At 59.3% G+C, this 25,729-nt stretch carries 24 protein-coding genes; 16 read left to right on the top strand and 8 right to left on the bottom strand.

Annotation, left to right across the window (positions count from 1 at the left end; all coding sequences use genetic code 11):
- Positions 1–32 precede the first annotated feature (32 nt).
- Positions 33–926, bottom strand: a complete 894-nt coding sequence (locus A1WC_RS12190) for a LysR family transcriptional regulator (RefSeq protein WP_012968123.1) — start codon at positions 924–926, stop codon at positions 33–35.
- A 114-nt stretch (positions 927–1,040) separates the two neighbouring features.
- Between A1WC_RS12190 and A1WC_RS12185 the strand changes: the two genes are divergently transcribed.
- Both A1WC_RS12185 and sra read left to right on the top strand, forming a co-directional pair.
- Positions 1,041–1,892 (top strand): Vmh family MBL fold metallo-hydrolase, encoded by an 852-nt coding sequence (locus A1WC_RS12185; RefSeq protein WP_016161122.1) that lies wholly within the window; start codon positions 1,041–1,043, stop codon positions 1,890–1,892.
- A 177-nt stretch (positions 1,893–2,069) separates the two neighbouring features.
- Entirely contained in the window at positions 2,070–2,210 is a 141-nt protein-coding gene (gene sra, locus A1WC_RS12180) for a stationary-phase-induced ribosome-associated protein (protein WP_012541615.1), read from the top strand.
- On the opposite strand, the gene A1WC_RS27945 is transcribed toward sra, so the two are convergent.
- Positions 2,207–2,335, bottom strand: a complete 129-nt coding sequence (locus A1WC_RS27945; protein ID WP_172437957.1) for a hypothetical protein — start codon at positions 2,333–2,335, stop codon at positions 2,207–2,209. The two genes, sra and A1WC_RS27945, sit on opposite strands and share 4 nt — an antisense overlap.
- A gap of 55 nt (positions 2,336–2,390) precedes the next feature.
- Here A1WC_RS27945 and A1WC_RS12175 point away from each other — a divergent pair, with 55 nt between their 5' ends.
- The 3 genes from A1WC_RS12175 (at position 2,391) to A1WC_RS12165 (ending at position 7,092) form a co-directional block, all read left to right on the top strand.
- Positions 2,391–4,088, top strand: a complete 1,698-nt coding sequence (locus A1WC_RS12175) for an NAD-dependent malic enzyme (RefSeq protein ID WP_016161123.1) — start codon at positions 2,391–2,393, stop codon at positions 4,086–4,088.
- Positions 4,089–4,271: 183 nt separating this feature from the next.
- On the top strand, positions 4,272–4,979 hold the full coding sequence (locus A1WC_RS12170) for a hypothetical protein (RefSeq protein ID WP_016161124.1): 708 nt from the start codon (positions 4,272–4,274) through the stop codon (positions 4,977–4,979).
- A gap of 397 nt (positions 4,980–5,376) precedes the next feature.
- Complete coding sequence (locus tag A1WC_RS12165; RefSeq protein WP_016161125.1) at positions 5,377–7,092, top strand: ABC-F family ATP-binding cassette domain-containing protein; 1,716 nt, start codon at positions 5,377–5,379, stop codon at positions 7,090–7,092.
- A 36-nt stretch (positions 7,093–7,128) separates the two neighbouring features.
- Here the strand turns inward: A1WC_RS12165 and A1WC_RS28530 are convergent, their stop codons facing one another.
- The gene (locus tag A1WC_RS28530; protein ID WP_016161126.1) at positions 7,129–8,082 is read right to left on the bottom strand and encodes a helix-turn-helix domain-containing GNAT family N-acetyltransferase; all 954 of its coding nucleotides are present in this window, start codon (positions 8,080–8,082) and stop codon (positions 7,129–7,131) included.
- 167 nt (positions 8,083–8,249) lie between these two features.
- Positions 8,250–8,849, bottom strand: coding sequence for an inorganic diphosphatase (locus tag A1WC_RS12155; RefSeq protein WP_016161127.1), 600 nt, complete (start codon positions 8,847–8,849; stop codon positions 8,250–8,252).
- Between the two features lie 253 nt (positions 8,850–9,102).
- On the opposite strand from A1WC_RS12155, the gene adhP reads away from it, so the two are divergent.
- The 7 genes from adhP (at position 9,103) to A1WC_RS12120 (ending at position 17,393) form a co-directional block, all read left to right on the top strand.
- Positions 9,103–10,113 (top strand): alcohol dehydrogenase AdhP, encoded by a 1,011-nt coding sequence (gene adhP / locus A1WC_RS12150; protein WP_002906221.1) that lies wholly within the window; start codon positions 9,103–9,105, stop codon positions 10,111–10,113.
- 157 nt (positions 10,114–10,270) lie between these two features.
- On the top strand, positions 10,271–11,893 hold the full coding sequence (locus tag A1WC_RS12145; protein WP_016161128.1) for a TIGR04028 family ABC transporter substrate-binding protein: 1,623 nt from the start codon (positions 10,271–10,273) through the stop codon (positions 11,891–11,893).
- 10 nt (positions 11,894–11,903) lie between these two features.
- Positions 11,904–12,848, top strand: coding sequence for an ABC transporter permease (locus A1WC_RS12140; protein WP_008804745.1), 945 nt, complete (start codon positions 11,904–11,906; stop codon positions 12,846–12,848).
- Positions 12,845–13,693: an ABC transporter permease gene (locus A1WC_RS12135; RefSeq protein WP_008804744.1), complete on the top strand. Its 849-nt coding sequence runs from the start codon at positions 12,845–12,847 to the stop codon at positions 13,691–13,693. The genes A1WC_RS12140 and A1WC_RS12135 overlap by 4 nt, the downstream gene beginning before the upstream one ends.
- Complete coding sequence (locus A1WC_RS12130; RefSeq protein ID WP_016161129.1) at positions 13,690–15,306, top strand: dipeptide ABC transporter ATP-binding protein; 1,617 nt, start codon at positions 13,690–13,692, stop codon at positions 15,304–15,306. Before A1WC_RS12135 ends, A1WC_RS12130 begins: the two co-directional genes overlap by 4 nt.
- Positions 15,306–16,292 (top strand): putative FMN-dependent luciferase-like monooxygenase, encoded by a 987-nt coding sequence (locus A1WC_RS12125; protein ID WP_016161130.1) that lies wholly within the window; start codon positions 15,306–15,308, stop codon positions 16,290–16,292. Before A1WC_RS12130 ends, A1WC_RS12125 begins: the two co-directional genes overlap by 1 nt.
- A 9-nt stretch (positions 16,293–16,301) precedes the next feature.
- Positions 16,302–17,393, top strand: a complete 1,092-nt coding sequence (locus A1WC_RS12120) for an alkylhydroperoxidase domain protein (protein WP_016161131.1) — start codon at positions 16,302–16,304, stop codon at positions 17,391–17,393.
- Positions 17,394–17,399: 6 nt separating this feature from the next.
- Here the strand turns inward: A1WC_RS12120 and araJ are convergent, their stop codons facing one another.
- Positions 17,400–18,554: an MFS transporter AraJ gene (gene araJ, locus A1WC_RS12115; RefSeq protein WP_016161132.1), complete on the bottom strand. Its 1,155-nt coding sequence runs from the start codon at positions 18,552–18,554 to the stop codon at positions 17,400–17,402.
- A 277-nt stretch (positions 18,555–18,831) separates the two neighbouring features.
- Between araJ and A1WC_RS12110 the strand changes: the two genes are divergently transcribed.
- From A1WC_RS12110 to A1WC_RS12100, 4 genes are all read left to right on the top strand, one after another.
- Positions 18,832–19,269, top strand: coding sequence for a VOC family protein (locus A1WC_RS12110; RefSeq protein WP_016161133.1), 438 nt, complete (start codon positions 18,832–18,834; stop codon positions 19,267–19,269).
- 86 nt (positions 19,270–19,355) lie between these two features.
- A complete protein-coding gene (ppk2, locus tag A1WC_RS12105; RefSeq protein WP_012541603.1) occupies positions 19,356–20,174 on the top strand; it encodes a polyphosphate kinase 2 in 819 nt (272 codons plus the stop codon).
- Positions 20,175–20,352: 178 nt separating this feature from the next.
- Entirely contained in the window at positions 20,353–20,538 is a 186-nt protein-coding gene (locus tag A1WC_RS0125160; protein ID WP_025711567.1) for a hypothetical protein, read from the top strand.
- Positions 20,535–20,861 carry a CcdB family protein gene (locus A1WC_RS12100; RefSeq protein WP_016161134.1) on the top strand — a complete coding sequence of 109 codons (327 nt, stop codon included), beginning with the start codon at positions 20,535–20,537 and terminating at the stop codon, positions 20,859–20,861. The genes A1WC_RS0125160 and A1WC_RS12100 overlap by 4 nt, the downstream gene beginning before the upstream one ends.
- A gap of 52 nt (positions 20,862–20,913) precedes the next feature.
- On the opposite strand, the gene fdnI is transcribed toward A1WC_RS12100, so the two are convergent.
- From fdnI to fdnG, 3 genes are read right to left on the bottom strand one after another with little or no spacing between them, the layout of a single operon-like run.
- A complete protein-coding gene (fdnI, locus tag A1WC_RS12095) occupies positions 20,914–21,570 on the bottom strand; it encodes a formate dehydrogenase-N subunit gamma (RefSeq protein WP_016161135.1) in 657 nt (218 codons plus the stop codon).
- Complete coding sequence (fdxH, locus tag A1WC_RS12090) at positions 21,563–22,447, bottom strand: formate dehydrogenase subunit beta (protein ID WP_016161136.1); 885 nt, start codon at positions 22,445–22,447, stop codon at positions 21,563–21,565. Before fdxH ends, fdnI begins: the two co-directional genes overlap by 8 nt.
- A gap of 11 nt (positions 22,448–22,458) precedes the next feature.
- Positions 22,459–25,506 carry a formate dehydrogenase-N subunit alpha gene (fdnG, locus tag A1WC_RS12085; RefSeq protein WP_148672080.1) on the bottom strand — a complete coding sequence of 1,016 codons (3,048 nt, stop codon included), beginning with the start codon at positions 25,504–25,506 and terminating at the stop codon, positions 22,459–22,461.
- Positions 25,507–25,729 lie beyond the last annotated feature (223 nt).

The following is a 25,729-nucleotide window of genomic DNA, read 5'->3' on the forward strand; positions in this document are numbered from 1 at the left end:
CGCCGGTGTTGCCGCTGAATGCAACGCCATGTTCATGCCCCGGCGGCAATCTCCCCCAGACGTCGCTGCAGCGCATCCAGAAACAGCGGTAGCCCATCGGGCTGATAGTCGCGGGAAAGATAGATGCCATAGACGCTCAGCGCCTTCGGCGTCCAGTCAGGGAGCACCACCTCCAGCGCCCCGCTGGCCAACGCGCTCCGCGCCTCCAGTTCGGGGAGCATCGCAATGCCGCACCCGGCGACCGCCGCCTCCAGCAGCAGAGAAGAGATCCCCGCGCTCAGATTGCCGCTCACCGCCACCGACGCCTCCTGCCCCTGCGCATCGCTGAACTGCCAACGCTGGCCGGCAAAGTGGCTGTATAACAGACAGTTATGCTGTTGCAGATCGTCAAGCGTCGCCAGCGGGCCATGCTGCTGGAGCCAGCGCGGTGCGGCACAGAGGAGCGAACGACACAGCCCGAGGCGGCGAGCGATCGCCCCGGGCTCGGGGTTGTCGGTAATGCGAATGGCCACGTCGATGCGCTCGCCGATCAGGCTGACCGGATGGTTATTGATATCCAGCTCCAGGCGCAACTGCGGATAGCGAGCGAGGAAGTCCGGCAGCAGCGGAGAGATCAGCTGCATTGCCGTGAAGTGCGCGCAGGCGACGCGCAGCGTGCCGCTGGGGTCGGCCCGCTGGCGCTCGCCGGCGATTTCATCGGCGATCCGCGTCAACCCGCGGGTCTTAAGCAACACTTTTTCCCCCGCCGGCGTCAGGGTCAGCCGGCGGGTGGAACGATGGATCAGCCGGGCGCCAGCCCAGTTCTCCATCTGCTCCAGATAGCGACTGACCATCGGACGCGACATCCCCAGCGCCCGCGCCGCGGCGCTGAGACTTCCCAGCTCGCAGATGCGCAGGTATACCTGAGCAGCAATCACCCTGTCCATCATGCCCCCTTCATCTGCACGATTTATGAAACTCAGCATCTCTTATTTCAGGAATTCTATCAAATAGCGAAATCCGTACAATGGAACGCATTCACCTGTTACTGAGAACACATCATGAAATTATCTGCTCTTGCTGTTGCCACCGCCCTGTTCAGCGGTTCGATCTTCGCGGCGCCTCTGACGCTGCAAACCTACAATCCGCAGGAAAAGGGCCTCTTTGCCGTTAACTCCACTCTCGTTTCCGGCCCGCACGAAGCAGTGCTGTTTGACGCGCAGTTCAGCGTCAAAGACGGCGAAAAGCTGGTAGACATGATCAAGAAAAACGGCAAGCCGCTCACGCGGATTGTGATCACCTCTGGCGATCCGGATTTCTATTTTGGTCTTGAACCGCTGATGAAAGCCTTCCCGCAGGCGGAAGTGGTCGCCACGCCGGAGGTCGTCAAACATATTGAAGCCACCAAAGCAGCCAAACTGGCGTACTGGGGCCCGCAAATGAAAGATGGCGCGCCGACACAGGTGTACGTTCCGCAGGCGCTGAAGGCCAACAGCTTTACCATCGACGGCGAGAAAGTAACCATTATGCAGCCGCATGACTACGCGGCGTTCGTCTGGATCCGGGCGAACAAAACGATCCTCGGCGGCACAGGCGTGGCGTGGGGCATGCATCTCTGGACCGCCGACACCCAGACATCGGCCAGTCGCCAGCAATGGCGCCACACGCTGGACCAGATGATCGCCCTGCACCCGCAGCGGGTGATCCCTGGTCATTACCTCGGCACCCCGCCGGAGGGAGACAGCGCGGTGCGCTTCACAAAAACGTATCTCCAGCAGTTTGAGCAGGCGCTGAAGACGCATCAGGATTCGGCCGGGGTGATCAAGGCCATGGAGACGCAGTGGCCGGGCCTGGCGGAGACCAGCTCGCTGGAGTTAAGCGCCAAAGTTAATACCGGCGAGATGAAGTGGTGATCCCGGCTGTGCGTGAGGGAGACTGTTCTTAATCTGGCGCGCGAAGGTTGCTATTGCCCTGAAAATGGACCACCCTAGCTGAGGTCGCACAAAAAACGTGCGGCCGACTTTGGGTTACATTTCATCCGGTCACCACCGGGTTTGCCCTTGAAACCAGAACAGGATAAAGGAGTCAGAATGAAATCGAACCATCAGGCACGTCATCTTCTCGGTCTGAACTATAAGCTTTCCCAGCAGAAAAAAGTGGTGCTGGAAGGCGATGAAGAAACCACCCTCAACCACATCCATGCTACCGGCCGCAAACGCCGCGGTGGTTAATTTTCAGTCTGAGTGATGATAAACAACACCGTCCTGTTGCCAGGATGGTGTTTTTTTATGTCAATTGATTGCTTGTTTACCCGCTTGACGACCATCTGCTCTATACTCTGCCCGCTGCTTTCCACCCGCCCTCGCTTATCGCCGCGCCGGGACTGTGGTCATGATCAAGGAGTTAGTGCGATGCAATTTACTCATAAGAAAAACCGTTCCCTGTACATCCCTTACGCGGGTCCCGTTCTGCTTGAATTCCCCCTCCTCAACAAGGGCAGCGCCTTCAGTCTGGAAGAGCGCAGCAATTTCAACCTTCTTGGCCTGCTGCCGGAAGTGGTTGAAACCATCGAAGAGCAAGCGGAACGCGCCTGGATCCAGTATCAGGGATTCAAAACTGAAATCGACAAACACATCTACCTGCGTAACATCCAGGACACCAACGAAACCCTGTTTTATCGCCTGATCGGCAACCATCTCGAAGAGATGATGCCGGTTATCTATACCCCGACGGTGGGCGCCGCCTGCGAACGTTTCTCCGAGATTTACCGTCGCGCCCGCGGCGTCTTCATCTCTTACCAGAATCGCCATAACCTTGACGACATCCTGCAGAACGTCCCGAACCATAACGTGAAAGTGATTGTGGTCACCGATGGCGAGCGTATTCTCGGCCTCGGCGACCAGGGGATCGGCGGGATGGGGATCCCGATCGGCAAGCTGTCGCTGTACACCACCTGCGGCGGCATCAGCCCGGCTTATACCCTGCCCATCGTGCTGGACGTTGGAACAAACAACCAGCAGCTGCTCGACGATCCGCTGTATATGGGCTGGCGCCATCCGCGCATTACCGACGACGAGTATTATCAGTTCGTTGACGACGTGATCCAGGCAATTAAGGCCCGCTGGCCGGACGTCCTGCTGCAGTTTGAAGACTTTGCGCAGAAGAACGCCATGCCGCTGCTCAACCGCTATCGCAATGAAATCTGCTCGTTTAATGACGATATTCAGGGCACCGCGGCGGTCACCGTCGGGACGCTGATCGCCGCCAGCCGCGGCGCCGGTAGCCAGCTCAGCGAGCAGAAAATCGTCTTCCTCGGTGCGGGTTCCGCCGGCTGCGGTATCGCCGAGCAGATTATCGCCCAGATCGTCCGCGAAGGCGTTAGCGAAGAAGAGGCCCGCCAGCGCGTGTTCATGGTTGACCGCTTCGGCTTGTTAACCGACGGCATGCCTAACCTGCTGCCGTTCCAGAACAAGCTGGTGCAGAAGCGTGAGCATCTGCAGGGCTGGGATACCACTAACGATGTGCTGTCCCTGCTGGACGTGGTGCGTAACGTGAAGCCGAACATTCTGATCGGCGTCTCGGGTCAGCCGGGGCTGTTCACGGAAGAGATTATCCGCGAGATGCACAAGCACTGCCCGCGGCCAATCGTGATGCCGCTCTCAAACCCGACCTCACGGGTGGAAGCGACGCCGCAGAATATCCTGAGCTGGACCGATGGCGAGGCGCTGGTCGCCACTGGCAGCCCGTTTGCCCCGGTCACCCTGAAAGGCAAGCAGTACGCTATCGCGCAATGCAATAACTCCTATATCTTCCCGGGGATTGGTCTGGGGGTGATTGCTTCCGGCGCGTCGCGGGTCACCGACGAGATGCTGATGGCCGCCAGTGAAACCCTGGCGAAACACTCGCCGCTGGTGAACAACGGCGAAGGTCCGGTGCTGCCGGAGCTGAAGGATATCCAGACCGTCTCACGGGCAATTGCCTTCGCGGTCGGCAAGGTGGCGCAGGAGCAAGGCATGGCGGTGAAAACTTCCGCTGAAGCGCTGCTGCAGGCCATTAGCGATAATTTCTGGCTGCCGGAATATCGCAATTATCGCCGCACCTCGATTTAATCACGCTCACCGGGTCGACATATCGGCCCGGTTTTTAATAACGTCAGAATAATATCTCCCGCCACAGAAACATCTTTTTCGCCCATATTCATTCATCGTAAAAATATAAAACGGATAGCATTTGCCGCACGCCCTCCGCTGTGCAAAATAGTTGTTTCTCACCCCCTCACAACGGAATGTGAAATGCTAAAATTAACCCCTGGCGCGAATAAAGCGAATGCGATTCTGATCCGTATTGTCTTGTTTCTTATCGGCGGTATCGCCATCATCACCGGAATGTGCCTCTTCAGCGGTGATATGTGGATGCTCACCCCGCGGGCTGAACAGTATCAGCCCGCCACCGGCGATCTGGTGGATGTCGTCATCTATGAACCGAGTAAATTTTTCTTCGCCCTGCTCTACGTGTTTATTATTACCCTGGTCTGGCTGTTGGCGGTACGTAAAATCCCCTCGCGGCCGATACAGCATCCTATATTACCGCTGATGGTACTGATTGCCGCCGGGATAGTTATTTTCCTCCATCCGGAGGTTACCCCCGGACGAGATGCCAGTATTCAGTACGGTAAACATAACGTTTATTACACTGCCATTTTCTGGAGCAAAACGAATTCAGATCGACATATCACTCAACCCTCTAAATATGAGATTTTTGTTGAAGCGAAAGATCCCCGCTGGCTTATCGACAGAAACAATCTTGGCCGCGCCTGGCGCTGTGAAGTCAAGCGGCATACCCAGTTTTACACCCTGTCATTCAATGAGGGCTGGTTTCCGGACGGCGATCCGCAGGTCATGGCCCGCCAGTGTACTCAGGTAAGCGATCTGAACGCGCTCAGTGATACGGCAATCATGATTGCCCGCCCGATCGCCACCGTCCCTGTGGAGGCACCGTAAATGAGCCAGCAAAAAAATGGTTCTGCAACCATGTTTTGGCAAACACATAAGCCCTCTGCGCCAACCCGGCGTCGTAGACAAAGGCGGCGCAGGTGAAAGCTGGCGGGGCCCCCCTGCCAGTTTTGTCACTGGCGTCGCTAGCCTTTCCCCACTACACTGCCACCACCCACCCACTGACTGAATAAAAAAGGAGGCCCCCCATGCTGTATTGTGAAATGTTTATTGTTTCACATGCATTAGGCAATTGCGCCAGCTCAAGCGTTATCGGTATCGTGCTGCGATAACTATGGCTTGAGCGAAGACACTTCACGCAATCCCTTCTCTCCGGCTTACCGGGTTATCGTCAGCGAGTTTTGACGAGGCATTTGTATGCCTGTAACTCTTGAGTAAGTTGACTATGAGTACATTACTAACTGCCCATGCGCTCCACGTGGAGACTGCCTTTGGGCCGCTGTTTAACACCCTCTCCTTCACCCTGAAGAAAGGCGACCGTATCGGTCTCATCGGCCATAACGGTTGCGGCAAAAGCACCCTGTTGCAGGTGCTGGACGGCACCCTCGCGCCCACCTCGGGCAGCGTCTCACTCGCCGGTCAGTGTCTGATGGCCCGCGTTGAACAGCATCTGCCGGAGGCGCTGCGTTCGCAGTCGCTGTTGCAGGCAGTACTGGCCCCGTTACCCGCTGATGTACGGGAAGCGCAGCGCTGGCTGGCCGAACGCCTGCTGGCGCAGATGGGCTTTACCCCGGCGGTGATGGAGCAGCAAACCACTACCCTGAGCGGCGGCCAGCACACGCGCCTGCTGCTGGCCCGGGCGCTGATCCGCCAACCTGACCTGCTGCTGTTGGATGAGCCCGGCAACCACCTCGATCTGCCGACCCTGCTGTGGCTGGAAAGCTTCCTGCAAACCTGGCAGGGGAGCTTCGTGCTGGTGTCACACGACAACACCTTACTGGATGCTGTAACTAATGCCAGCTGGATCCTCCGCGACCAGACGCTGCACAGCTTCGCCTTGCCCTGCAGCGCTGCCCGTCAGGCACTGCAGGAACAGGATGAAAGTGCCGCGCTGCGCCATAAGGCCGAGCAAAAGGAGATCGACCGGGTCAGCGCCAGCGCCCGGCGGTTGGCCACCTGGGGTCGCGTCTATGACAACGAAGACCTCGCCCGTAAAGCCAAACAGATGGAGAAGCAGGTCGCCCGCCTGAAAGACGAGCAAACCGAGCTCAGCGTCGGCCCGCCGTGGCGTCTGTCATTGCAGGGGGACGCCCTGCCGGCTGACCGCCTGCTGGAGATGGACACCCTGCCCGTCGCGCCCGCGCCGGGCCTGCCATCCCTCTTCACCACCGGCGTGGCGCGCCTGCGCAGCGGCGATCGCGTGGCCATCATGGGGCGCAACGGCGGCGGTAAATCGTCCCTGCTGCGCCTGCTGTGGCAGCAGATGAACGACGCATCGCCACTCCCGGGGCTGCGCCTGCATCCCCGGCAGCACCCCGGCTACTATGACCAGACGCTGGAGCAGTTACCGGACGATGCCAGCCTGCTCGACGCGCTGACGCCGTTCGCCCCGTCGGCCGACACCCGTAAACGGGCGCTGATCGCCGCCGGGTTTGGCTGGGCGAGACATAGCCAGAAGGTCAGCACCCTCAGCGGCGGCGAGCGGTCGCGGCTACTGTTTGTTGGCCTCTCGCTGGCGCGTTACAGTCTGCTGCTGCTGGATGAACCCACCAACCATCTTGATATGGAGGGTAAAGCGGCGCTGGCGCAGACGCTGCGCGATTACCCCGGCGGCGTGCTGCTGGTCAGTCATGACCGCCAGCTGATTAGCGAAAGCTGTAACCGCTTCTGGCTGATCGACAACGCCGGGTTAACGGAATGGCACAGCCTGGAGGAGGTCTATGCCCGTCTGCAAGCCGTGGCGCCCGCCCCGGACAGTCGACTCGCTTTGCAGAGTACGCCCGCCGGGGCTGACGATGATGAGGAGGCGCTGCTGGCGCGGCTGATTGACCTGGAGCAATGGCTGGCTGACGACATGGCCCGCAAGCCAAAACATCAAAAGCCGTCACTGCAGGCGCAGTGGCGAGAGGAGATTAACCGCCTGCTTAACCAGCTGGCGTAATCTTCATGTTCCCCCACCGGCTAAGGCGCAACGTGCTTAGCCGGTGTTTCCGGACCGGGTAAATTGCTGCTCGGTCATTACCTTTCCCCACTGCTCCCCCTGCCATTCGCGGGTTAACGTGAAGCCAAAGGATTCATACAGTTTGCGGGCCGCGTCCAGCCCTTTAAAGGTCCACAGCTGCACCGCGCTAAACTGGCGACTATCGCAGAAAGTCATCGCCTCGCTGAGCAGACGCCTGCCGATGCCGCTTCCCCGGCAGCTGTCGTCGAGAATAAACCAGCGCAGATGCGCCTCCTGCTGGCCAAGATCCTCGCCATCGATAGCCAGCGAGCCGACGATTTTGCCTTCGCGGATCGCCAGCCAGATCTGGTTGGCCGGGGAGGAAAGCCGGGTGGCAAATTCCGCTACGCCGCTGGCGACCTTGCCTTCAAAAAAAGCGCCAAAGTCATGATGACGGGCGTAATACTCCCCGTGCATCTGGGCAATCCGGCCGATCATCCCCGGCTGGTAGCCGGTCATCAGCGAAATTTGCGGAGCCGTATCCGCGAGCGCGCTATCCCGACACTGCGCCAGCGCCCGGGCATAGGCCGCCAGTCCAGTGGCGACAGTGTGCTGCTGCGTCTCATCCAGATGGTCTAACGCCTCCACCACCTGACGGGTACCCCAGGCGTTAATTTTCGCCACCGTATCGTGCCCCTTTGCCGTCAGGGCGAGTGATTTCGCGCGCGCATCCTCCGCGCAAGGACGCTCCTCCAGCTCACCGGCCGCCAGCAGACGAGAGACCATCCGGCTGACGCTTGATTTTTCCAGTCCCAGCAACGTGACCAGCTGCGCGGCCGTCATCTCCCCCCTCATCGATACCTCAAGCAGGGTGTGCACCGCCGAAGGTGAATAATGGGTGGCGGCCAGCGTGGTGCTCATAAAGCCCAGCTCGCGCACCATTAACCGCGAGGCGGTACGAATCTGTTGGATTAAGGGGGTATCAGGCATGGCGGCGGGTCCAGAAAATGAAATGGTTGTGCAATACAACCATCAACTTCATCCTGCGTCAAGATGCAATATGGTGGGATAAGCGTTGCCGTGTGACGTGTGATTTCGCCGGCATAGGGATCATGAAAGCGAATGCCGCGGGCGCCGGACAGCGCCCGCGATGAATATTATTGCGGGTTCTTCGCTTTCCAGGCTTCCCAGGCCGATTTGATCTCCTGCTTCGCAGCGGCGGCATCGTTAAAACCGGCCAGCTCAACCTTTTTACGCCCCTCCGGCAGTTCTTTATAGACCCGGAAGAAGGCCTCCAGCCGCTGCTGCTCGATTTTCGGCAGATCGGTGATGGTCTTGATGTCGTCATAGGTTGAGTCAATTTTACTGGCCGGCACGGCGATGATTTTGTCGTCTTTCTCACCGCCGTCTATCATCTTAAGGACACCGATCGGCCGCAGCTTAATCAGTGTGCCGGGCGCCATCGGCGCGCGAGTGTAAAACACTACGTCCAGCGGGTCGCCATCTCCGGCCAGCGACTGGGTCAGCGAGCCGTAGTTCGCCGGGTAAGCCACCGGCATCGACTGAAAGCGGTCGGCGATGATAAACCCCGTTTTGGCGTCGGTTTCATACTTAATAATGCCCCCTGCCGGGATCTCGGTGACGGCGTAAAATTCTTCCGGGTTGTTTTCCGGCTGGGGGAATTCCAGTACGTTCTGCGCCTGCGCGGCGGCGGACAGAAACAGACCGGCAGTGAGGATGGTTTTTACCAGATGCATTGTTGTATCACTCTGTTGTTATAAGAAATTGATGCGCAAAACGATAGAGTTGGGTGATGAAGAAAACATGACCATTCAGTGACGCTATTATTACCTACCAAAATTAGAGGTATTGTCTGAATTTTGTGCTATCGCTGTAGCAAAAAACCACATCCTGTACTAAAGCGCCTTGTATTTTTCTCCATCGCGTCTAATCCTTATTGGGTACTATTGCATTAATAAAATTAAACAATCCCCTCACAAGGAGACAGGCATGAAGGCTGCTGTTGTTACCCACGACCATCAGGTTAACGTCACGGAAAAAACGCTGCGCCCGCTGGAATACGGTGAAGCGTTGTTGAAAATGGAATGCTGCGGCGTGTGTCATACGGACCTGCACGTGAAAAACGGCGATTTTGGCGATAAAACCGGCGTCATTCTCGGCCATGAAGGGATCGGGGTGGTGCAAAAAGTCGGACCGGGCGTCACCTCCCTGAAGCCAGGCGATCGCGCCAGCGTAGCGTGGTTCTTCGAAGGCTGCGGCCACTGCGATTACTGTAACAGCGGCAATGAGACGCTGTGCCGCTCGGTGAAAAACGCCGGCTATACCGTCGACGGCGGCATGGCGGAAGAGTGCATCGTCACCGCCAACTACGCGGTAAAAGTCCCGGACGGCCTCGACTCCGCCGCCGCCAGCAGTATCACCTGCGCGGGCGTCACTACCTACAAAGCGGTCAAGGTCTCTCACATCAAACCGGGTCAGTGGATCGCTATCTACGGTCTCGGCGGGCTGGGCAACCTGGCGCTGCAGTATGCGAAGAATGTCTTTAACGCCAAAGTGATCGCTATCGACGTCAACGACGGGCAGCTGGAGCTGGCGGCCTCGATGGGCGCCGATCTGACCATCAACTCCCGTAATGAAGATGCGGCGAAAGTGATTCAGGAAAAAACCGGCGGCGCGCATGCTGCCGTGGTGACCGCGGTAGCTAAAGCGGCCTTTAACTCAGCGGTGGATGCCGTTCGTGCCGGTGGCCGCGTGGTCGCGGTGGGCCTGCCGCCGGAGGCGATGAGCCTCGATATTCCACGTCTGGTGCTCGACGGCATCGAGGTGGTCGGTTCGCTGGTCGGTACTCGTCAGGACCTGGTGGAAGCCTTCCAGTTTGCCGCCGAAGGTAAAGTGGTGCCGAAAGTTACCCTGCGCCCGCTGGAAGATATCAACGCCATCTTTAAAGAGATGGAGCAGGGTCAGATCCGCGGCCGTATGGTTATCGATCTGCGCAGCTAATCACCAACGCCTCTCCCGCCCGGGAGAGGCGCTTGCCCCACGCTTCCCACTCGCGAAGTAAATCCAATTTCCGCAAATGCTTAGCGCAATTCCTTGGTTCCTTTGTTTTTAGCCGCGCCCGATGATGGCAACACAATAGATAACAAAGGAATTCACCATGCATCGTCATTTTCGCCTGCCCGCGCTGGCCGCCCTGTTTCTCTCCGGCGCCTTTTCCGTCTGGGCCGCCGACACGCCGGTTAAAGGCGGCACCTTAATTTATCTGGAGCAGCAACCGCACACCAATCTCTATCCGCCCGCCGGCGGCTTTTATCCGAATGGCGGTATTCTCAATCAGATAACCGACAAGCTCACCTGGCAGAACCCGAAAACGCTGGAGATTGAGCCGTGGATTGCCGAGAGCTGGACCAGCAATGCCGATAAAACCGAGTACACTTTCCACCTGCGCAAAGGGGTCACCTTCTCGGACGGCACGCCGCTTGACGCCGCCGCCGTGGCTAAAAACTTCGACACCTATGGTCTGGGAGATAAAGCCCATCGCCTGCCCGTCTCGGAGGTCATCAATAACTACCAGCGCAGCGAAGTGATCGACCCGCTGACGGTGAAATTTTACTTCAACAAACCGTCGCCGGGCTTCCTGCAGGGAACCGCCACCATCGGCTCCGGTCTGGTATCACTCAGCACCCTGCAGCGCAATTTTGAAGAGCTGGGCGATGCCCGGCATATTATCGGCTCCGGGCCCTTTGTGGTGCAGGATGAAAAGCCAGGCCGCGAGCTGACGCTGGTGGCGCGCAAGGACTATCAGTGGGGGCCGAAAAACAGTGCCCAGCAGGGGCCCGCTAACCTCGACGGCATCACCTATATTGTGACCCCGGAAGACAGCGTGCGCATCGGCGCGCTGCTGGCGGGTCAGGCGGGCTTTATTCGCCAGGTGCAGGCCTACGATGAAAAGCAGGCGACCGATCAGGGATTTAAGGTCTACGCCGCCCCTACCCGCGGGGTCAACGACAGCCTGAGCTTCCGCCCGGATAACCCACTGGTCGCCGACCTGCGGGTGCGCCAGGCCCTGCTCCATGCCACCAACGCCAAACAGGTGGTGGAGACGCTATTCTCCGCTAACTACCCGCAAGCGACCTCCGTACTGGCCAGCTCCGCCGCCGGCTATGTCAATCTGAGCGATAAACTGACCTTCGACCAGGCCAAAGCCCGACAGTTGCTGGACGACGCCGGCTGGAAGCCCGACGCCGACGGTATTCGCAGTAAAGACGGCCAGCGGCTGGCGCTGACGGTATATGAATCGCTGCCGCAGCCGCAGAATAAGGAAGTGCTGCAGCTGATCGCCCAGCAGTGGCGCCAGGTGGGTGTGGCGTTGACCGTCAAAGCCGGGGATGCCGGTAGCCGTACGCTGGACAATCTTGACCCGCAGAAAACCCCGCTCACCGTCTCAGAAGTGGGCCGCGCCGACCCGGATGTGGTGAAAAGTATGTTCTTCCCCAACAACCGCGATGCGCTGCTGCAGAAAGGCGGCTCCAGCGATAAAGTGCAGCATTTCCGCGATGATAAGCTCAATGACCTGCTGACCGGCATCTCCGCGGCGGTAGAGCCGCAGCAGCGCTTGCAGTTAACCGGTGACGCCCAGCGCTATCTGATCGATAACGCCTATGTGATCCCCATTTTCGAAGAGCCGCAGGTGTTCGCCGGCGCGCCGTGGGTCAAAGGCGTCAGCTTCGAGGCCGTCGGTCGTCCGTCGTTCTACGGCGCGTGGCTGGACAAGCACTAAGAGGCCGGGTATGAGCGCTTATCTTCTGCGACGGTTCGGCCAGGGGCTGCTGGTCCTGTGGGCGGCATTTACCCTCACTTTTTTCCTGCTGCAGGTGCTGCCGGGAGATGCGGTGCTGATCAAGTTTCAGAATCCGGATCTTGGCCTGAGCCCGGCGCAAATCGCCGACATGCGACTGGCCTACGGCGCCGATAGCCCGCTGTGGCGCCAGTACCTGCACACGCTGCTGGCGATGCTGCACGGCGACTTCGGCTATTCCCTGCAGGCAGGGCTGGCAGTCAGTAGTCTGATTGCCAGCAACCTGCCGGATACCTTAAGCCTCGCGCTGCCGGCCTTTCTGCTGGCCGTGGCGCTGGCGTTCGCCCTCGCCTTCGCCTCGCGTCTGCCGGGGCTGCGCTGGCTGAGTAACCTCCTGCAGTCGCTGCCGGTGCTGTTTATCTCTCTGCCGACTTTTTGGCTGGGTATCGCCCTGATCCAGCTCTTCTCGTTTCAGCTGCGCTGGATCCCGGTGATCAACCCCGGCCCACTGGAAGGGCTGATTTTACCGGTTATCGCCGTCGCGCTGCCCATTTCGGCCCCGCTGGCGCAGATCCTGATGCGCAGCATGGATCAGGTGGCGGTTCAGCCCTTCGTCGCGGTCGCCCGCGCCAAGGGAATGAGCGAGACCGGCGTCCTCTGGCACCATGTGATGGGTAATGCCCTGCTGCCGGCGCTGAATATTGCCGGGCTGCTGCTGGGTGAGCTGATTGCCGGGGCGCTGATCACCGAGACCGTCTTCGGCCGCAGCGGCCTCGGCCAGCTGACCCAGCAGGCGGTCAATAACCAGGATATCGCCGTGCTGCAGGCAGTGGTGATGATCTCCGCCCTCGGTTTCGTCCTGATAAACCTGCTTGTCGACCTGGTCATGCCGCGACTGGATCCCCGACTCCATTTACAGACCGGAGGTGCGAAATGAGCCTGGTCGACTATGCCATCGCGGTTCGCCGCCGCCCGGAATGGCGCAGGGTGCGTCTGCAGCCTGGCCTGTGGCTGGCGTGGGCGGTGATGATCACCGCGTTGTTAATGGCCCTCGCCCCGCAGTGGTTTACCGCCGCGAACCCGCTGGAAGGGATCCCCGGCGCTCAGCGCCTGGCGCCGCAAGCGCACTACTGGCTGGGTACCGACCAGCTGGGGCGCGACCTGTGGACGCGGGTGGTTTACGGCGCGGTACATTCCCTGTCGGCGGCGCTGATCGCCGTCGCCATCGGCCTGGTGGTAGGTACCGCCCTTGGTACGCTCGCCGGGGCGCTGACCGGACGCGTTGAATCCACGATCATGCGCCTGGTCGATGTCCTGCTGGCCATCCCCTCCCTGCTGCTGCAGCTCACGGTAATTATTCTGCTTGGTTTCGGCACGGTGAATGCGGCGGTGGCGGTTGGCGTGGCAGCTATCGCCAGCTTCGCACGCCTGGCGCGGGCGGAGGTCGTGCGCGTGCGCCACAGCGATTACGTCGAGGCGGCCCGGGGCAGCGGCGGCACCTTTTTCGCCGTCTTCTGGCGCCATATTCTGCCCAACTCGCTCACTGCGGTGCTTGCTTTCGCGACGCTGCAGTTCGGACAGGCGATGTTGGCCCTGGCCACCCTCAGCTTCCTCGGCTACGGCACCCCGCCGCCGGTCCCGGAGTGGGGATTATTGATCGCCGAAGGTCGCAACTACCTGTCGACCGCCTGGTGGCTGACCACCTTCCCCGGCCTCGCCGTGGTCGCCGTGGTCCTTGCCGCCAATCGTCTTAGCCGCCAGTGGAGTGGAGTACGCCCATGAACGTTCTGTCCGTTGAAGATCTGCGCATCAGCTACCGCTCGCGGGGCGAATGGCGCGAGGTGGTGCACAACGTGAGTTTTTCCATCCAGCGTGGCGAAATGCTGGCCTTCGTCGGAGAATCCGGCTCGGGGAAAACCACCACCGCGCAGGCCATTATCGGCCTGCTGGCGGATAATGCCCGCCGGGATGCCGGGCGGATTGTCCTCAATGGCGAAGTGATTAGCGACTGGTCGGCAAAACGCCTTAACCGCCTGCGCGGAGTGAGCATCAGCCTGGTCCCGCAGGATCCCGGTAATTCGCTCAATCCGGTAAAAACCATTGGTCAGCAGGTGGAAGAGATCCTGCGCCTGCATCAGTCCCTCTCCGCCGCTGAGCGCCGACAGCAGGTCCTTAACCTGCTCACTAAAGTCGGTCTCAGCCACCCGGAACAGCGTTTTGACCAGTATCCGCATCAGCTGTCTGGCGGGATGAAACAGCGGGTGCTGATCGCCATCGCCATTGCCCTGCAGCCGGATCTGATTATTGCCGACGAGCCCACCAGCGCTCTCGACGTCACGGTGCAGAAGCGCATTCTCGACCTGCTCGATATCCTGCGTCGCGAGTCGGGTACCGCCGTGCTGTTTGTCACCCACGATCTGGCGCTGGCCGCAGAACGCGCCGACCGGATTATGGTGTTTCGTCAGGGAGAGATTCAGGAACAGGGCGCCACCGAGACGATTGTCCAGCGTCCGCAACACCCTTACACCCGCCAGCTGCTCCACGACCTGCAGGATGCGCCGTTGGGGCTGACGGCGGCTCGTCACCGACCGCTGGCCACGCCGGCCATTCGCGTGGAGGGGATCAGCAAACGTTTCTCGCTGGGCAAACAGGCGCTGCAGGCGCTCGACAGCGTCAGTTTTGAGGTCAGACGCGGCACCACCCATGCGCTGGTGGGCGAATCCGGCTCCGGGAAAACTACCCTGGCGCGGATCCTGCTGGGCTTTGAGCGCGCCGATGCCGGACAGGTGACCATCGACGGTATCGACGCCGGGCATCTCAGCCGCGAGGCGCAGCGTCAGCTGCGGCGGAAAATCCAGTTTGTCTACCAGAACCCCTTCGCCTCGCTCGACCCGCGCCAGACGCTGTTTGCGATTATCGAAGAGCCATTAAAGAACTTTGAGCGCCTCAGCGCGTCGGCGCGTCGCCTGCGCGTGGAGACCGTCGCCGCGCGGGTGGCGCTGGCCCCGGAGCTGCTGTCGCGTACGCCGCGGGAGCTCTCCGGCGGCCAGCGGCAGCGGGTGGCGATTGCCCGGGCGCTGATCCTCGAGCCGGCGATACTGGTCCTTGACGAAGCGACCTCGGCGCTCGACGTCACCGTTCAGGCGCAGATCCTCGCCCTGCTGCAGCAGTTACAGCAGCAGCTGGGTCTGAGCTACCTGTTCATTACCCACGATCTGGCGACGGTCAGGCGGATTGCCGACAGCGTCACGGTACTGCGCGCCGGCCAGGTGGTGGAGCATGGCGACGTTGACCGCCTGTTCGCCACTCCGCAGCAGGCCTACACTCGCGAACTGATCGCCGCCATTCCCCAGGTTTCACCCCGCTTAGCACAGGCCCACACGGAGAACGCATAATGCCTAAACGCCTCGGCTTTTTTACCCGTCTGCTCGATCAGGGCTCCGCGCAAACGCGCTACCGGCTGGCGGCCGAACAGATCCGCCACGCGGAGCGTTTGGGCTTCGACAGCGCATGGATTGCCCAGCACCATTTTCATGAACAGGAAGGCGGCCTGCCATCGCCGCTGGTGTTTCTCGCCCACGTGGCGGCACAGACCGACCGGATCCGTCTCGGCACGGCGATTATCACTCTGCCGATGGAAAATCCGCTGCGCGTCGCCGAAGACGCGGCGGTACTGGATTTACTCACCGACGGACGTCTGGAGGTGGGATTTGGTTCCGGCGGCACGCCAACGTCGTTTCTGCCCTTCGGCCTGACCAGCGAGCAGCGCGGGGCGGTGTTTGCCGACCATCTGCACCTGATCCATAGCGCCTGGCGCGGCGACACGCTGAGCCACCCGGACAACCGTCTCTATCCGCCCGCACCGCAGTTGGCGGAGCGTATCTGGATCGCCACCTTCTCGGCGGAGGGCGCCATCCGCGCCGGTCAGGCGGGACACGGGTTGATGCTGTCGCGCACCCAGCCACGGCCATCCGGCGAGCCACGTCTGCCGCTGGACGCCATTCAGAACCCGATCATCGACGCCTACCTGGCGGCGCTGCCGGACGGCGTTGCACCGCGGATCCTCGCCTCGCGCACCGCCTTCGTCGCCGACAGTCACGCCCACGCCCTGCAGGTCGCCGAGCCCGGTCTGCGCGAGCAGGCGACACAGCACCGGGCGGCGGGTCATACAATAGAAGGTGACAGTGTCACCGACTATCTACAACAACTGGATGCCCACGTCGGCGATCCTGAGCATGTTATTGCCTCCCTGGCGCAGGACAGCGTGCTGGCCCGCGCCACCGATATTTCGTTTCAGGTGCACTCGGTCGAGCCTTCGCACCGGGATACGCTGCGTTCCATTGAGCTGATCGCTCAGCATATTGCCCCCCACATCAGATAAGGAGTCACCATGACGCTGAGTCAGGATATTCTGGCCGAACTGGCGGAGATTGCCCCCGGTTCCCCGCTCGACCAGGCGCGCGCCGTACGCGACGCCAGCACCCGTCACGCCCAGGGAAGTTATGAAGTGCTGTTCCGCCAGCAGGACGCTGACTTTCCTCTTGATGAACGCTTCGCGGTAGCCGCGAAGGTGGCGAAACTGCATCAGGCGGACGCGCTGGCGGCGCACTATGCCGGTTTCGGACTCGCCGATCCAACCACCGATCGTCTGGTCCCGGCGCTGGCCTTTGCCCGCCTGCTCACCTTCACCCCCGTCGAAGCTACCCCCGGCGCGCTGCACACCTTAACCGGCGCGGGCTGGAGCCTGCGGGGCATCGTCACTCTGGCGCAACTGGTGGCCTTTGTCAGCTTCCAGAGCCGACTGCTGCTGGGCCTGCGGGCGCTCAACCATAAACCGATCGTCAGCGCCGATACGCCGCAGGTTGCCGGATACTGGCATACCACACCGCATACCCAGAGCGGCAAAGCGGCCCCGGTTCGCTTCACCCGCGATGAGCTGCACTGGGAACCCTGGCTGGCCGATAAACCGCTGGCGGAATTCAACGCTGAAGAACAGGCGATTCTGGCCAAATATGGCCATAGCGACTCCCCCTACTTTCGCCTGCTGGCGCGCAATCAGCCGGTGCTGGAGCAGCGGACCCTGACCGATAAAGGCATTTTCTATACCCCCGGGGGATTGCCGCGCGCCGAACGCGAGCTGGCCGCCACGGTGACCAGCAAAATCAACGGCTGTATCTACTGCGCCTCGGTGCATGCCCGTAAAGCGGCGCAGCTGGCGAAGGACGAGACCGCTGTCGACACGCTGCTGGCGGTGACGCCGGGGGAGAATTTGAGTGACGGCCAGTCGCCGCGCTGGCAGGCGGAAATCGACGCCGCCGCTGCGCTGTCGGTGACGCCGCCCGGGCTGAATGCCCGCCATCTGGCGGCGCTTGATGAGCAGGGTTTAGATACCCTGGCCCAGCTGGATCTGCTGCAGTCGGCGGCCTTTTTCGCCTGGGCCAACCGGCTGATGCTGACCCTTGGCGAACCCTGGCGTGAGTAAGCGTCGTTAGCAAGCTTGTCGGCGCTGATGGCAGCCATAGATGAGCAAGGCGCTCATCGCCAGAAACGACAGCGTGGCGGCAGGAAGCGCCACGCTGTTCCAGCCAAAGCCCTGGGCAATCATCATCCCGCCGCAGAAGGCGCCGATGGCGCTGCCGAGGTTGAAGGCAATCTGCCCTCCTGCCGCCCCCAGCATCTCGCCGCCTTTGGCGTTCTGCAGCAGCAGGATCTGCAGCGGCGCCGACAGGGCGAATAGTCCCGCGCAGCAGATAAACGCCAGAGTCAGCGAAGCGACTTTATGCTCACCGAAGGCAAAGATCAGCAGCAGCGTCACGGCAATGACCCCGTCGGTTATGGCCGCAATGCGCAGCGGGCTAAAGCGCCCGGAAATTTTGCCGCTGAACAGATTGCCGACCACCATTCCCAGCCCCGCCAGCATCATAATCAGCATCATCCTGCCTTCGGCAAAGCCGGAGACGTTGATCATAAAGGGCTTAATATAGCTGAACCAGGCAAACACACCCGCATTGCCAAACATGGTGGCGGCAAAAATCAGCCACGGCGCCGGGGAGGCCAGAAAACGGAACTGCTCGCGCAGCCGGGTGCTGGTGCGATCATAGAGGGTGGGCACCCAGCAGAAAATAGTCATCAACACGGCGACGTTAAACACGGCGATAAGGGCAAAGGTATAGCGCCAGCTGAAGTGATGCCCAAGCCAGGTGCCGCCGGGGACCCCCACCAGGTTAGCCACCGTCATCCCGCCGATCATCCCCGCCACCGCGGCGGTCACCTTCCCCGGCGGCGCGATTTTCGACAGGATAATCGCGCCGACGCCAAAGAACGCCCCGTGAGGAAAACCGGAAACCAGGCGGCCAAGCGCCAGCATGGCGTAGCTACTGGAGAGGGTAAACAGGGTATTGCCGAGAATACACAGGGCAGCGAGAAACAGCATCACCGATTTCAACGAAAACCGGCTGGAGAGCAGCGCCATGATCGGCGCGCCGATCACCACACCGAAGGCATACCAGGCAATCATATTGCCGGCGGCGGGGATCGACATCCCGACATCGTGCGCCATATCCGGCAGCACGCCCATAATGCCAAATTCCGCCATGCCGAGTCCGAAGGTGCCCAGCGCCAGTGAAAAAATCGTTTTTTTCATACATCTTATAGGGGTATTGAGAGACGGCCGGCATTATTGACCATCCCGCCCCGACACACCAGCTAAAAACGCCCGACGGCAGTTTCCTCCATACAACGGCCTGATTCGTTCATGCTCGCCGCCGCGCGGCCGGCCATCATCGAGCCGGCGACGGCGTGGCTTAGCAATGACCCTCCCCTATTAAAATCAGTGGGCTCAAAGCGATAAACGCCCAATTGATCTCAACTTAACTTGAGGTTGTAAAGTCTTCCCATCATTCACCTCTGGAGAATCATCGATGCAAACTGTTGATGTCGGTTTTACCCATGTCGCCTTTACCGTCCGCTGTCTGGCCAGCAGCATTGATTTTTATACCCGCTATACCGCGATGACCGTCATTCACCAGCGCGAGCCCGGCTTGCCCTCAGCGCGTAAGGTGGCGTGGCTCAGCGATCGCACCCGGCCCTTCGCTCTGGTGCTGGTGCAGAGTGACGATCCGGCCGACACGCCGCTGGGCCCGTTCGGCCATCTCGGCGTCGCCTGCGCCACCCAGGCGGAGATCGATGAGAAGGTCGCTCAGGCGCGGCGGGAAGGCGTTTTGCGGCGGGAACCGGAACAGCTGGGCGATCCGGTGGGATACTTCGCCTTCTTAGCCGACCCGGACGGTAACACCCTCGAGCTGTCATGGGGGCAGCGGGTGGGGCTGGAAGTCATTGCGGCGGGGAACGCCAGCTAGCCCGTCCCCTGCGCGAATATTTTCCACCGCCTCGCCGGCGAAGGATTACACTTCAAAGGGATACCTCGGCAACACGGAGCATGGCGATGGGTAATAAGAAAAACGGTAATCCGGTCGACGCGGCGGTGAAGACCGCCCCGCTCGACAATAAAGCCTATGAGAAGGCGTTGCGCAAACTCCATGTTGAGCTGGTGAAACTGCAGCGCTGGGTGGTGCATAAAGGGCTGAAAGTGTGCATCGTCTTTGAAGGCCGGGACGGCGCCGGCAAAGGCGGCACCATTAAGGCGATCACCGAGCGCGTTAGCCCGCGTATCTTCCGGGTCGTCGCCTTGCCCTCTCCCACCGAGCGCGAGAAAAGCCAGCTCTATTTTCAGCGCTATATCAAGCACCTTCCGGCGGCTGGCGAGATTGTGATTTTCGATCGCAGCTGGTACAACCGCGCCGGCGTCGAACGGGTGATGGGCTTTTGTACGCCGGAGGAGGTGCAGAAGTTTCTCGACGGTGCGCCGATGGTGGAGCGCGGCATGGTCGAATCGGGCATAATTCTGCTCAAGTACTGGCTGGAGGTCTCTCCGCAGGAGCAGGAGCGCCGCCTGCGGGATCGCATCGACGATGGTCGTAAAATCTGGAAGCTCTCGCCGATGGACATTAAGTCTTTCAACCGCTGGGATGAATATACCGCCGCCCGCGACGCCATGTTCGCCGCCACCGATACCGCCTGGGCGCCGTGGTTCGTCGCCCGCTCGGAGGATAAAAAGCGCGTACGCCTGAATATCATCACCCATCTGCTGTCGCAGATCCCCTATGAAGCTTTACCGGTGGAGCATGTGACGCTGCCGAAGCGCAAAATTGGCAAAATGAAACAAACCAATTTCCCCTTCCGCTTTATTCCCGAGAAGTTCTGATTATTCCCCGCCGCGCTGGTTAATACCAGCGCCGGGTTTATTACAATAACCATGAGTATTTCATGCGGTTACTTTCCTCTGGAAGCGGCCTCGCAAAATAAATATTAAAGTTGCTGCTGGGATTTATTTTTTAGTGAGTAAAGTGAATAATAACAGAACCAACCGCAAGGAGCCTATGATGAAAAGTAATACGCTACGTAAAAGACCCACTGACGTACCCGTCCAGAAGGCGTCAGCACAGCCAGGTAAGGATTTACGAGAAGCAGATAAACAGCGACAGCACAAGGAATTCATTGCCGCAATGAATGAATTTATTGCAAAAGGAGGCACTCTTACTGATGATGAATTTTTCAGGGTACTATGATGCTTGAACAATTCAATTTTTATCGAAATTGTTCTGTCCAGACAAATAAAACCCTGCCGTATTATATGATCGTGCAGAATGATTATTATGCAGACCTGGCCACGAGAGTCATTATTCCTTTAATGCGAACACAACAGTTACCACGCTGGCATCAGCATGTCGTACCAAGGATAAATATAGAATTTGACAGCTTTTTACTTTGTACGCCAATGATCAGTAACTTAAATAATAAACGGATCCAGCCACAGGATTTCGTCTGCAATCTGAGTCATGCGCGCCAGGGCGTTATCGATTCAATCGATACACTTATCACGAACTGCTGACTGCCGGGAACCCGCTCCGACATCTCCGGAGCGGGTTTTGCGCCGTGAAGGCTTACTTCATCCCTTCGCGACTCTCTTTGATCGCCTCCAGGCGTTCGACATCGCGATACCAGCGCGGGTGATGTTTCTTCGCCCAGCGGCGACTGACCTTACCCTCAATCATCCCATTAATCGACCCTTTGACCCAAAATGCCATATACATATGGATGAGGATCGCGTGGATCAGGATAATCGCCGACGTCGCATGAATCAGCAGGCTATAGCGAATCACCTGAATCGGGAAATATGCCGCGAAATACGGCCGCCAGATAATCACCCCGGTCACCAGCAGCACAAAAATCATGCTCATAATGGTCCAGAACATCATCTTCTGCCCGGCGTTATATTTCCCGACGCGCGCGACCTTATGTTCGTTGCCTTTCAGCACCTCCACGATACCTTTCAGCCAGGGGATATCCTGTTTATCTGGAATATTGTGGTGGACAAAACGCACAAACATAAACATCAGCGCGACAAAAATCAGCACCCCAAAGAACGGGTGCAGGATACGCCCCATCTGCGGGGTGCCGAAGGTTTCCGTCAACCATTGTAGCGTCGGGAAAAAAAACGAAATCCCCGACAGCGCCACGAGGAAGAAACAGATAACCACCGTCCAGTGACAGGCGCGATCGATAAATGTCGTGCGCACAATCATCTTCGATTTACTCATCATGCTCCTCCTCGTCGTCATCAACTTCCTTGTTCGGCCCGATACCGATGTAGTGGTAGATAAGCCCGGCGAAGGTGGCGATAAAACCCGCCGCCGCCAGCGGTTTCAGCGCCCCCTTCCACAGATTGATACTGGTATCGATCTGCGGTTCCTTCGGCAGTTTGTGATACAGCTCCGGCTGGTCGGCATGATGCAGGACGTACATCACGTGGGTGCCGCCGACGCCCGGCGGGTTGTAAATCCCGGCGTTGGCATAACCGCGTTTTTTAAGCTTAGCCACCCGCTCCTCGGCCACCTCCAGCATCTCTTTTTTCGTGCCGAAGTGGATCGCGCCGGTCGGACAGGTTTTCACGCAGGCCGGTTCCTGACCGACGCTGACCCGGTCCACGCACAGGGTGCATTTATAGACCCGGTTATCCTCTTTATTGAGGCGCGGAATATTAAACGGACACCCGGCAATGCAGTAGCCGCAACCAATGCAGTTTTCCTGCTGGAAATCGACGATGCCGTTGGCGTACTGAATAATCGCCCCGGCGGAGGGGCAGGCTTTCAGGCAGCCCGGCTCTTCACAGTGCATACAGCCATCCTTGCGGATAAGCCACTCCAGCTTGCCGTTCTGTTCAGTCTCGCTAAAGCGCATTACCGTCCAGGACTTGGCGCTGAGATCCGCCGGATTGTCGTACACGCCGACGCAGTGCCCCACTGCATCGCGAATGTCATTCCACTCGGAACAGGCCACCTGGCAGGCTTTACAGCCCACGCAGGAGGAGACATCGATTAGCTTGGCGACTTCGGCCTTATAGTCCCGCGCGCGCGGCGCAGGCGTGATGGGGTTGGTCGCGGAGCGTTTAATAATGTCTTGTGTTTCCATCGCCATTGAATCGCTCCTTACGCTTTCTCGATGTTGACCAGAAACGCCTTATACTCCGGCGTTTGCGAGTTGGAATCGCCGACGTTAGGCGTCAGGGTGTTGGCGATATAGCCTTTACGGGCCACACCTTCAAAGCCCCAGTGCAGCGGGATCCCAACGGTTTCGACCTGCTGGCCGTTGACGTTCAACGTGCGCAGTCGGCGGGTCACCACGGCAACCGCGCGAATAAACCCGCGTTTGCTGCTGACTTTCACCCAGTCGCCGTTGGCGATACCTTTGCTTTTCGCCAGCCCTTCGCTGATTTCGACAAACTGTTCCGGCTGCGCGATGGAATTGAGCAGCGCATGCTTGGTCCAGGTGTGGAAATGCTCGGTCAGACGATAGGTGGTGCCGACATACGGGAACTTATCCTTCTTACCCAGGCGGATGGCGTCCTCTTCATACAGACGCACCACCGGGCTGGAGACCACCTTCGGGTGCAGCGGGTTGGTGCCAAGCGGGGTTTCCATCGGCTCGTAGTGCTCCGGGAACGGCCCTTCCGCCAGTTTATCGAGCGCAAACAGGCGGCCAAGTCCCTCCTGCTGCATGATAAACGGCCCGGTGTTGCTCCCCGGCGGCGCAGTATTGAAGTCCGGAATATCATTTCCAACCCACTTGCTGCCGTTCCACTGGATCAGCATCCGCTTCGCATCCCACGGCTTGCCGTTAATATCAGCCGAAGCGCGGTTATACAGCACCCGACGATTGAGCGGCCACGCCCAGGCCCATCCCAGCGTATTGCCCAGGCCCGAAGGATCGGCGTTATCACGATTCGCCATCTGGTTACCCTGCTCGGTCCAGCTGCCGGTATAGATCCAGCACGACGACGCGGTGCTGCCGTCATCGCGCAGCAGCGCGAAGCTATTGAGCAGTTGGCCTTTTTTCGCCAGCAGAGCGCCATTTTGATCGTAGAGATCCGCCAGCGCGTAGCCGTTGTTCTCTTTAGCCACTTCTGCCGATTCCGGGTGATCTGGCTGCTTATAGCGCCAGCTCATCTTCAGCAGGGGTTCCGCGCCCTTCCCGCCTTCGGTGCGGTACAGTTCGCGCAGGCGATGATAAATCCCGGCAAGGATTTCGCCATCGTTGCGCGCTTCACCTGGGGCATCCTGACCTTTCCAGTGCCATTGCAGCCAGCGACCGGAGTTGGCGATCGAGCCATCTTCTTCGGCAAAGCAGGTCGACGGCAGGCGGAAGACTTCGGTCTGAATCGCCGACGGGTCGACATCATTAGACTCGCCGTGGTTCTGCCAGAAGGTCGAGGTTTCGGTCACCAGCGGATCGATAACCACCAGATACTTCAGCTTGCTGAGACTGCGGACCACTTTGTTTTTGTCCGGGAAGGACGCTACCGGGTTGAAGCCCTGACAGATATAGCCAGTGACGTTGCCGTTATCCATCATATTGAAGTACTTGATAACGTCGTAGGCCTGATCCCATTTCGGCAACCAGTTGAAGCCCCAGTCATTCTCTTTCTGCGCCGCCTCGCCATAGAACGATTTCATCAGGCTGACGAAGAATTTCGGGTAGTTGCTCCAGTAGTTCACCTGCCCGGGCAGCGTCGCTTTCGGCGTGTTGGCGCTAAGATAACTTTGCAGATCGGTCTGTTTATCGGATGGCAGCGTCAAATAACCCGGCAGACTGGTCGACAGCAGTCCCAAATCGGTCAGCCCCTGAATATTAGAGTGGCCGCGCAGCGCGTTGACGCCGCCGCCGGCCATGCCCATGTTGCCGAGCAGCAACTGGATCATCGCCATGGTACGGATGTTCTGCGCGCCGACGGTGTGCTGCGTCCAGCCCAGGGCATACAGGAAGGTGGTGGTGCGATCCGCGACGCTGGTTGAAGCCAGCACCTCGCACACTTTGAGGAAGACCGCTTTCGGCGTACCGCAGATATTCTCCACCACATCCGGCGTGTAGCGGGAAACGTGCTGCTTGAGCAGATTCCACACGCAGCGCGGATGGCTGAGCGTTTCATCGCGTTTGGCGTAGCCGTTTTCATCGAACTGGTAGTTCCAGGACGATTTATCGTACTGACGTTTTTCGGCATCGTAGCCGCTGAACAGGCCCTCTTCGAAGGCAAAATCATCCCGCACCAGCAGACTGGCATTGGTGTAATGCTTCACGTACTCGGCATTGATCTTATTATTTTCGATCAGGTACAGCAGCACGCCCGACAGGAAGGTAATGTCGGTACCGGAACGAATCGGCGCATAGATATCGGCCACCGACGCGGTACGCGTAAAGCGTGGGTCGACGACGATAAGCGTGGCATCGTTATTGTTCTTCGCTTCCATCGCCCAGCGGAATCCCACCGGATGCGCTTCGGCGGCGTTGCCGCCCATCACCACCACGACGTTAGCGTTTTTGATATCAACCCAGTGGTTGGTCATCGCACCGCGACCAAATGTTGGAGCAAGACTTGCTACCGTTGGTCCGTGTCAGACGCGCGCCTGGTTGTCTACCGCCAGCATGCCGAGCGAACGCACAAATTTTTGCGTCAGCATGCCAGTCTCATTGCTTGCCCCCGAGGCGCACAGCATGCCGGTGGAAAGCCAGCGGTTAACCGTCACGCCCTGCTCGTTCTTTTCAATAAAGTTGGCGTCGCGGTCGGCTTTCATCAGTCTGGCGATGCGGTTAAAAGCGTCATCCCAGGAGATGCGCTGCCATTTATCCGAGCCCGGGGCGCGGTATTGCGGATAACGCAGGCGGTTTTCACTGTGGACATAGTCCAGCAGGCCTGCGCCTTTCGGGCACAGCGCGCCGCGGCTCACCGGATGGTCCGGGTCCCCTTCAATATGGTAAATCGCTTCTTTGGCGTTTTTCGCGCCGTCGCCGAGGCTATACATTAATAGCCCACAGCCCACGGAGCAGTAAGTGCAGGTGTTGCGGATCTCTTTCGCACGCAGCAATTTGAAATTGCGTGCCTGAGCCAGCGCCATTTTAGGGGCAAAGCCCAGGGCGGCGGCTGTGGTTCCGGCCATACCGCCTGCGCAGATCTTAAAGAACTTTCTGCGGCTGACGTCCATTGCATTCCTCCATGCAGGATGTTGATTCATCGCGCGGAGGAAACTAACAGCAATACCTTTGTTTTATTTGCGTCAAATCAAGGTCGAAAACGCTCGCCCCCTTAATAGTCAGCGGCGACGAGTTTGACTAATACCAAAGAGTTAACGCCGGCGGGAAATATCGACCATCGACCGGCAAAAGATGTTATAAATTCCGGCTGCGTTTGCGTCACTATCAGGTTAA

The organism is Klebsiella sp. KTE92 (assembly GCF_000398905.1).
Classification (GTDB): domain Bacteria; phylum Pseudomonadota; class Gammaproteobacteria; order Enterobacterales; family Enterobacteriaceae; genus Klebsiella; species Klebsiella variicola.

Excerpts from the sequence above, each read along its gene's own strand:
- ppk2 (WP_012541603.1), top strand. The coding sequence starts at position 19,356 with ATGGGTAATAAGAAAAACGGTAATCCGGTCGACGCGGCGGTGAAGACC.
- A1WC_RS12110 (WP_016161133.1), top strand. The coding sequence starts at position 18,832 with ATGCAAACTGTTGATGTCGGTTTTACCCATGTCGCCTTTACCGTCCGC.
- A1WC_RS12155 (WP_016161127.1), bottom strand. The coding sequence starts at position 8,849 with ATGCATCTGGTAAAAACCATCCTCACTGCCGGTCTGTTTCTGTCCGCC.
- A1WC_RS12165 (WP_016161125.1), top strand. The coding sequence starts at position 5,377 with ATGAGTACATTACTAACTGCCCATGCGCTCCACGTGGAGACTGCCTTT.
- A1WC_RS12120 (WP_016161131.1), top strand. The coding sequence starts at position 16,302 with ATGACGCTGAGTCAGGATATTCTGGCCGAACTGGCGGAGATTGCCCCC.
- A1WC_RS12170 (WP_016161124.1), top strand. The coding sequence starts at position 4,272 with ATGCTAAAATTAACCCCTGGCGCGAATAAAGCGAATGCGATTCTGATC.
- A1WC_RS28530 (WP_016161126.1), bottom strand. The coding sequence starts at position 8,082 with ATGCCTGATACCCCCTTAATCCAACAGATTCGTACCGCCTCGCGGTTA.
- A1WC_RS12185 (WP_016161122.1), top strand. The coding sequence starts at position 1,041 with ATGAAATTATCTGCTCTTGCTGTTGCCACCGCCCTGTTCAGCGGTTCG.
- sra (WP_012541615.1), top strand. The coding sequence starts at position 2,070 with ATGAAATCGAACCATCAGGCACGTCATCTTCTCGGTCTGAACTATAAG.
- A1WC_RS12130 (WP_016161129.1), top strand. The coding sequence starts at position 13,690 with ATGAACGTTCTGTCCGTTGAAGATCTGCGCATCAGCTACCGCTCGCGG.
- A1WC_RS12100 (WP_016161134.1), top strand. The coding sequence starts at position 20,535 with ATGATGCTTGAACAATTCAATTTTTATCGAAATTGTTCTGTCCAGACA.
- A1WC_RS12145 (WP_016161128.1), top strand. The coding sequence starts at position 10,271 with ATGCATCGTCATTTTCGCCTGCCCGCGCTGGCCGCCCTGTTTCTCTCC.
- A1WC_RS12125 (WP_016161130.1), top strand. The coding sequence starts at position 15,306 with ATGCCTAAACGCCTCGGCTTTTTTACCCGTCTGCTCGATCAGGGCTCC.
- A1WC_RS12175 (WP_016161123.1), top strand. The coding sequence starts at position 2,391 with ATGCAATTTACTCATAAGAAAAACCGTTCCCTGTACATCCCTTACGCG.
- A1WC_RS0125160 (WP_025711567.1), top strand. The coding sequence starts at position 20,353 with ATGAAAAGTAATACGCTACGTAAAAGACCCACTGACGTACCCGTCCAG.
- fdxH (WP_016161136.1), bottom strand. The coding sequence starts at position 22,447 with ATGGCGATGGAAACACAAGACATTATTAAACGCTCCGCGACCAACCCC.
- adhP (WP_002906221.1), top strand. The coding sequence starts at position 9,103 with ATGAAGGCTGCTGTTGTTACCCACGACCATCAGGTTAACGTCACGGAA.
- A1WC_RS12190 (WP_012968123.1), bottom strand. The coding sequence starts at position 926 with ATGGACAGGGTGATTGCTGCTCAGGTATACCTGCGCATCTGCGAGCTG.
- fdnI (WP_016161135.1), bottom strand. The coding sequence starts at position 21,570 with ATGAGTAAATCGAAGATGATTGTGCGCACGACATTTATCGATCGCGCC.
- araJ (WP_016161132.1), bottom strand. The coding sequence starts at position 18,554 with ATGAAAAAAACGATTTTTTCACTGGCGCTGGGCACCTTCGGACTCGGC.
- A1WC_RS12140 (WP_008804745.1), top strand. The coding sequence starts at position 11,904 with ATGAGCGCTTATCTTCTGCGACGGTTCGGCCAGGGGCTGCTGGTCCTG.
- A1WC_RS12135 (WP_008804744.1), top strand. The coding sequence starts at position 12,845 with ATGAGCCTGGTCGACTATGCCATCGCGGTTCGCCGCCGCCCGGAATGG.